At 67.7% G+C, this 6,181-nt stretch carries 5 protein-coding genes and 3 pseudogenes; 2 read left to right on the top strand and 6 right to left on the bottom strand.

Annotated elements, in window-relative coordinates; translation table 11 throughout:
• The 3 genes and pseudogenes from RNB18_RS45220 to RNB18_RS45210 form a co-directional block, all read right to left on the bottom strand.
• Window positions 1-126, bottom strand: a pseudogene (locus RNB18_RS45220) (DNA-binding response regulator); the annotation flags it as partial.
• A gap of 141 nt (window positions 127-267) precedes the next feature.
• Window positions 268-990 (bottom strand): class I SAM-dependent methyltransferase, encoded by a 723-nt coding sequence (locus tag RNB18_RS45215; RefSeq protein ID WP_311719971.1) that lies wholly within the window; start codon window positions 988-990, stop codon window positions 268-270.
• Window positions 991-1,168: 178 nt separating this feature from the next.
• Entirely contained in the window at window positions 1,169-1,834 is a 666-nt protein-coding gene (locus tag RNB18_RS45210; protein ID WP_311719970.1) for a nitroreductase, read from the bottom strand.
• Between the two features lie 678 nt (window positions 1,835-2,512).
• Between RNB18_RS45210 and RNB18_RS45205 the strand changes: the two genes are divergently transcribed.
• Window positions 2,513-3,139: a hypothetical protein gene (locus tag RNB18_RS45205; RefSeq protein WP_311719965.1), complete on the top strand. Its 627-nt coding sequence runs from the start codon at window positions 2,513-2,515 to the stop codon at window positions 3,137-3,139.
• 662 nt (window positions 3,140-3,801) lie between these two features.
• Here RNB18_RS45205 and RNB18_RS45200 read toward each other — a convergent pair.
• The gene (locus RNB18_RS45200) at window positions 3,802-3,981 is read right to left on the bottom strand and encodes a hypothetical protein (RefSeq protein WP_311719964.1); all 180 of its coding nucleotides are present in this window, start codon (window positions 3,979-3,981) and stop codon (window positions 3,802-3,804) included.
• Here RNB18_RS45200 and RNB18_RS45195 point away from each other — a divergent pair.
• A pseudogene (locus tag RNB18_RS45195) lies at window positions 3,923-4,136 on the top strand (transposase); the annotation flags it as partial. The gene RNB18_RS45200 and the pseudogene RNB18_RS45195 overlap by 59 nt on opposite strands.
• Here the strand turns inward: RNB18_RS45195 and RNB18_RS45190 are convergent.
• Both RNB18_RS45190 and RNB18_RS45185 read right to left on the bottom strand, forming a co-directional pair.
• Window positions 4,115-4,699 (bottom strand): hypothetical protein, encoded by a 585-nt coding sequence (locus RNB18_RS45190; protein ID WP_311719963.1) that lies wholly within the window; start codon window positions 4,697-4,699, stop codon window positions 4,115-4,117. The pseudogene RNB18_RS45195 and the gene RNB18_RS45190 sit on opposite strands and share 22 nt — an antisense overlap.
• A 75-nt stretch (window positions 4,700-4,774) precedes the next feature.
• Window positions 4,775-5,868: pseudogene (locus RNB18_RS45185) on the bottom strand (RNA-guided endonuclease InsQ/TnpB family protein); the annotation flags it as partial.
• Window positions 5,869-6,181: the final 313 nt, after the last annotated feature.

Here is a 6,181-nt window from a genome sequence, read left to right as displayed (position 1 = left end):
GGGCGCCCGGCTGATCACCAGCTCCGCCGCCCCCGCGGCAGGCGCCGCCGCCGCGAGCACCCGGTGCCCGCGCAGTTTCAGCGCCGAGGCCAGCGCCTCGGCGAGCAATCGGTGGTCGTCGACCACCCTGAGCCGACCTCCCCTCGCGCGCCCCCCCCGGCCCCCCCGGGGGGGGCCACGGCGCGGTCTCCCAACGCTAAAAGGAGATCCCACGTGCTCGTTCCCCGACCGCGCCGCCGGATCGGCAGGGCGCGACCAGCTGACAGCTCAACTCCGCAGACCGCTGATGACCAGGAACGGCGGCAGCCCAGCCCGCAGCGGCTGCTCGGTAAGCACCCGCGCGTCGGGAGCCGGCTCCGCGAGCCTGCCGATGACGAACCCGTGCTCAATCAGGCTGGTCACATAGGTGGAGAGCATGCGGTGCTGGTTGCCGGCCCGACGGGCGCCGTCGGGGTTGGCTGAGCGCCAGAATCCCTCCGCGAGGTAGTTCCCCACCACACGGCCCGGCAGCTCGTCCGCGCCACCGCTCCACCGCGCACGCGGCGCCTCGAAACACGGGTGCGGAACGGTGAAGACCAGATGCCCTCCGGGCACCAGGACCCGGCGCACGGCACTGACCGCAGCAGTCAGGTCGGGCACGTTGTTCAAGGACAGCCCAGCGGTCACCCACTCCACACTGCCCGTCGCGACAGTGGCCAGCGAGCCCCCGTCGTCCACGGCATAGCGAGCGCCACTCGGGGTGGCCTCCTCGGCGGCCCGGGCATGGCCGATCATGCGAGGGGACGGGTCGATACCGACGACGGACCCACCTCGCATGGCCAGGGCGCGTGTGATGAGCCCTTCCCCACACCCGAGATCCAGGATGCGCTGACCATGAAGATCAGCAGGAAGCCCGTCGAGGAGAGCGTCGCGGGCGAATTCGTGCATTGCCGAGCCGGTCCGCACGCGCTCGGCATACCAATCAGCGATCGTGTCCCAGGTCTCCGTCATCAAGACCTTCACGCTACTGACCAATCACCTGACGAACCACCGGATAAGGAGAGCCACCGAACTGCTCCGGGCGGGGCCGAGGGGGCATGGATGCCACCGAAGTCCAAAGTCGGGCCCGCAATGAGCGGAGCGGCAGGGACTGACGACCCGTCCGTTGCGAGGATCACCGGTGAGGGCGTCACACGCCGAGGAAGTTCACTGTCTCTGCCATGTCGGCCCGTCCGGTGCGCAGCCGTGGCACGCCCTCCTTCTCGAATCCCACCGAGACACCGCAGAACAGCACGAGCCCGTCATCGGCTCCGACCATCTGGCTGACGGTCTTGCGATACATCGTCCACATCACCTGGGGGCAGCTGTGCAACCCTTCCGCCCTCAGCAACAGCATGACCGTCTGCAAATACATCCCCGCGTCCCCCCACTGTCCGGGCCCCATCGTCCGGTCGAGGTAGCAGAACAGCACGACCGGCGCCCCGAACGCCTCCGAGTTCAAGGCGGCGATCTTCATGGGCCTGTCGGGGTCGTCACGCTCGATTCCCAGCGCTTTGTACCGCTGGGCAGCCGCGGCGGCGAAGCGGTCCAGATACGGCGAGTCCAGTCCGGCCGGGTACATCGGATACTCCCGCTCGTCACCCGGGTCGCCCGCCAGTGCCCTGGCCGTCGCGTGCCGCTTCAGTTCGGCCAGGGGCTCGCCGGTCACGACATACACGCGCCACGGCTGGAGGTTCCCGCTTGACGGAGCCCGGGTTGCCGCAGCCAGCACTCGTTCGAGTACCTCTTTGGGTACCGGCTCATCGCTGAACGCCCGCACGGCCCTGCGACTGTCCACGGCTTCATACACATCCACGTCTTCTCGTCCTCTCACTCCATGGCGGGCAGCGAAAACACGAGAATGATCATCGCACCAGGCGAGCAGACCGGGCAGAGCTTTGGCGCTGCCGAAACTGGCCGCCATTCCTCCGCCTGATCACGAAGTGCTGTCGAAACTCACCTGCACGCGCTGTCGGCGGTTCTCAGCGACAAAGCCACAGCTGCTGTCGCCGGAATACGACGGCATTGGAACAAGTGCGCTGCGCCAATACCGCTGCGCACCCAAGGCCAGTGCGATCCCTGCGCCAGGGGCTACGAGCCCAGCCCCGACACCTACTTCGCTTCCACGGCCCCGGTCACCCACCGGCTGGCCGCCTGATCAACGACCCTTCGAAGGAGAGTCACCGTGGCCCGGTGGCGAGCCGGTGGGTGAGCTCTTCCAGCTTCGCGGCCGCGGCGTCGGCCGGGTCCTGCCAACGAGCCGACCCTCGACAGACTGCGCCAGGACCGCATCCTCGACGAAGCGTTCGCCACCGGCGACCCGCTCAGCTCATGAGGCTCTTCGCTATTTCCGAACAGACCGCCATGCGCTACGTCGGCACCGCCTACCCGAAGCGAGCCGCGAAACTGTCCAGGTAGCGGGTCCGCCCTGAGCCCGATGCCGCAGCTAAAGCCCGTGGCGGTGGGACAGTGGGTCCGGCATCATCCCCGTGTGATGGTGATGCAACCCGTTCTGGAGATCTTCGCTGCCGACGACTTCACGCTCTGGCCTGTTGGCGAGCACAAGTCGTACGGCTACCTCGTGCTGAACGGGAAGCTGACTCCGGCGGAGGTTGGCACGGCGGTCATGCGGATCGCCGACTACAACGACTTCGAGCCGGAGGAGGAGCACGGGCCGTGCCCGACCGACCCGCTCGGCGCGTTCCTGCACGGGCTGCTCACCATGCCCGACCTGCTCGCCGCCGGCGGGTTCCGGGTGACCGACAACGCCACCGACACCGTTTTCGTCGAGCCGGGCTGCTGCAGTGGTCTGGAGACCTGGCGGGACTGGCTGGAGGTGCTCGACGGCAGCGGCTGCTCCTACTTCGGCCACGACCCGTCCTCCATGGCCGAGCGCGTCGGCGACACCGTCCGGCTGACTCTCGACGCCCACGCAAAGGACGACAGCCCGGTGATCGAGCTGCCGGTAGACCAGGTACGTGCGCTCGTCACGGGTGCACAGCAGGACCTGCGGGACTTCCTCGGCCTCGCCGGAACCTGGGCAGAACAACACCTACCGACATACGCCGCCGCTGTCACCGTCGCCCTGGCCCGGGCACTGGACCTCGGGCCCACACAATGACCAGCTTCCTGACCCACCGAGCGCGAGCGCACGACGCCCGGCTCCCCCACCACCGTCGGCACAGCGCGCTGCGGACCTGCATCACCCTCTTCGCGCCGTACGGCTTCCGGGCGACCTACCACCACCTCACACTCAGCGCCCGGATCCCCCGGCACCTGGAAGCGGACCCGGACGCACTGGCGCGGGCAGTGGAGGAACTGCATGAGGCGAGGGTGCTGTGGTTCGCGCGGGCAGAGGAGTACACGACTCAGCGCCGGGCGGAGAAGTGGGCCGGGCGGCGGGCTGTAGCGAACCCGCGACCGTGGTGGCTGCGGAGCAGGTGGGAGGGCCCGGACCGCGCCTGGTACGACGCGCCGTTCCGCCACCCGTCGCTGCGACTGTCCGAGTGCGTCCGGCGACAGAACGCGATTCTGGACGGCGCAGATCTCCCCGGCTGCCCGGCCTGCGGGGACGAGGAACCGCTGGAGCCGAACTCGACCGGGCACAGCTGGGTCGAGCTGTGCCACGGATGCGCGTGGGCGCCTGTGCCCTGTCCGTGCGGGCAGCGGCACCGGCTCGTACCAGAGATCCCATACGTCTGGAACGAGATCTGGCAGCGGGCGCACATGAGCGATGACGGCATGCCGAACCCACACTGGCCCGCGGGCCAGGGTTCCTTGCGATCATCCGATCGATGGTCTGGCCGTGCCGTATTCGCTCGTGGAGTGCAGTTGGGCGAACTCGCCGGCGAGCATGCCCATCATGACGAGATCGTGGTGCTGACCGGCGAAGAACACTTGGTCGAGGGGTATCGAGACCTCGAAGCGGCTGGGCCGCCACCGCTGGACCATCGAACGCACCATGGCCTGGCTCGCCGGGCTGTCGACGCCTCCACCGCCGCTACGAGCGCAAAGCGGAACACTTTCTCGCTTTTACGAGCATCGCCTGCACCCTCATCTGCCACCGCAGGCTCGTGCCCACCCGGAGCGGCACGGCTCAGGTGTTGGCGGCGCCATAGTGCAGGACGTTGCCTTGGGGAAGCAGGTATCCAATGTCCCGCGTCTTCGGCAACTCTCCTGCCAGTGTCGATGCGTCGGTGCAACCAGACACGTCGAAGCCGATGACCCCCAGGCTGAAGGAGGCGCTTTTGAAGGTCTCGGTCCCGATGGCAGCCAGCCATTCGTCCATCACGTCGGACCTGAAGAACGGTCGACCGTCCCAGTACGCAATTCCCGCGTGATCCAGCGCACCTAGAGGGATGTAAAAGTCCAGCCAGTCGCTGCTTTCATCACCGCCGCGGATCGCCACGCAACCGCACACCACCAGTCGACCCGTCGGCAGACGGACCTGACCGTGGAGGTGGCCGAACTCGGTCAATGAGCCAACCGTGCACGGCACGGGATCCTGCTCCTCAGGTTCACGGTCTCTCTGCCCGAAGCACCCATGAACGTCTGCGGTGGACCAAAGCGCACTCAGGACGGCTTGAATCTGGGCATCATCACTCGATCCAACCTCTATGGCCAGCTCGTAGTAGCCACCGGACCAGTTGGTTTGGTCCCGGAAGGCGGCAGGACTCGTCATGGCGTGATCATGCGGCAGAGCCCACTCCTGTGCCACCTGCTTTTCAGTGCGCAGCCTAGCCAATTGAGATGACTTCTAAGGGCGGGGGATTCCAGCGGTCGCCCGCTGGGGTTCCTGCTTCACAGACGACTGCCCCGTCCGGGAGGACTCCCGTTGAGGTCTTACACCGTCTCCACAGGCAGACGCCGCCAGCCCGGCGGCCAGGATGTTGCGCGCCGCGTTCACGTCGCGGTCATGCACCGCGCCGCAGACGCACGTCCACGCGCGGACGTTCAGCGGCAGCTTCCCGCAGATCCCGCACAGCTTGCTGCTGGGGAAGAAGCGGTCGATCACGACGAGTTCACGCCCGTACCAGGCGCACTTGTACTCCAGCAGGGAGCGCAGTTGCGTCCACGAAGCATCGGAAATGGTGTGCGCGAGCGTGCCGTTCTTCAGCAGGTTGCGGACGGTGAGGTCTTCGATCACGACCGTTTGGTTCTCACGGACGAGTCGAGTCGACAGCTTGTGCAGGAAGTCGCGGCGCCGGTCGGCGATCCGTGCGTGGACCTTGGCGACGCGACGGCGGGCTTTCTCGCGGTTCGCCGAGCCCTTCGCCTTGCGCGACAGCTCTCGCTGCGCGCGGGCCAGCCGCGCGCGATCCCGACGCTCGTGCTTGGGGTTGGCGATCTTCTCCCCGGTGGACAGCGTCACCAGAGAGGTGATCCCGGCGTCCAGGCCGACGGCCGCTGTGGTGGCGGGGGCCGGGGCGATGCTGTCCTGGCACAGCATGGACACGAACCAGCGACCCGCCGCGTCGCGGGCCACGTCACCGTGGTCGGCTCCGCGCCCTCGGGCAGCGGACGCGACCAGCGGATATCCAGAGGCTTGGCCATCTTCGCCAGGGTCAGGTGCCCGTCGCGCCAGGTGAAGGCGCTGCGCGTGTACTCGACCGACGCTCGCGACCTCTTCCGAGACTTGTAGCGCGGGTACTTCGCGCGCTTGGCGAAGAAGTTCCCGAACGCCGCCTGAAGATGACGCAGCGCCTGCTGCAGCGGAACCGAGGACACCTCCGGCAGGAACGCCAGTCCCTCGGTCTTCTTCCACTGCGTCAGCGCGGCCGAGGACTGCACATAGGAGATCCGGCGCTGCTCGCCATACCAGGCCCGTGTGCGCTCCTCCAGCGCCTTGTTTCGCCACACCTCACACCGTATCAACCTCCATGGGAGCGGCGGGTGTCGGCAGGTGGACGGCGCACGCCGGTCCGCCCTGGCGGCGAACCGGCTTCCCCTGCCCTGCTCCGCAGGAGCTTCGCTTCCTCCCGGCCTAAAGGCCGGGGTATCCACGAAGGACAGACCCGATGAGGCCATGCGCTGGACGCCGGCTTCGGCAGCGAGGGCGACGGCAGTGAGGCTGCCGTTGGAAACGGTGGCCTTCCCGGCGAAGAGTCGGTCCATCGCCTCGCGGATGCGGGTGCGTTCGTCCTGCTGCTGATTCATGTCAGAA

This window comes from Streptomyces doebereineriae, assembly GCF_031845645.1.
GTDB classification, from domain to species: Bacteria; Actinomycetota; Actinomycetes; order Streptomycetales; family Streptomycetaceae; genus Streptomyces; species Streptomyces canus.
This window is presented reverse-complemented; position numbering and strand designations above follow the sequence as displayed.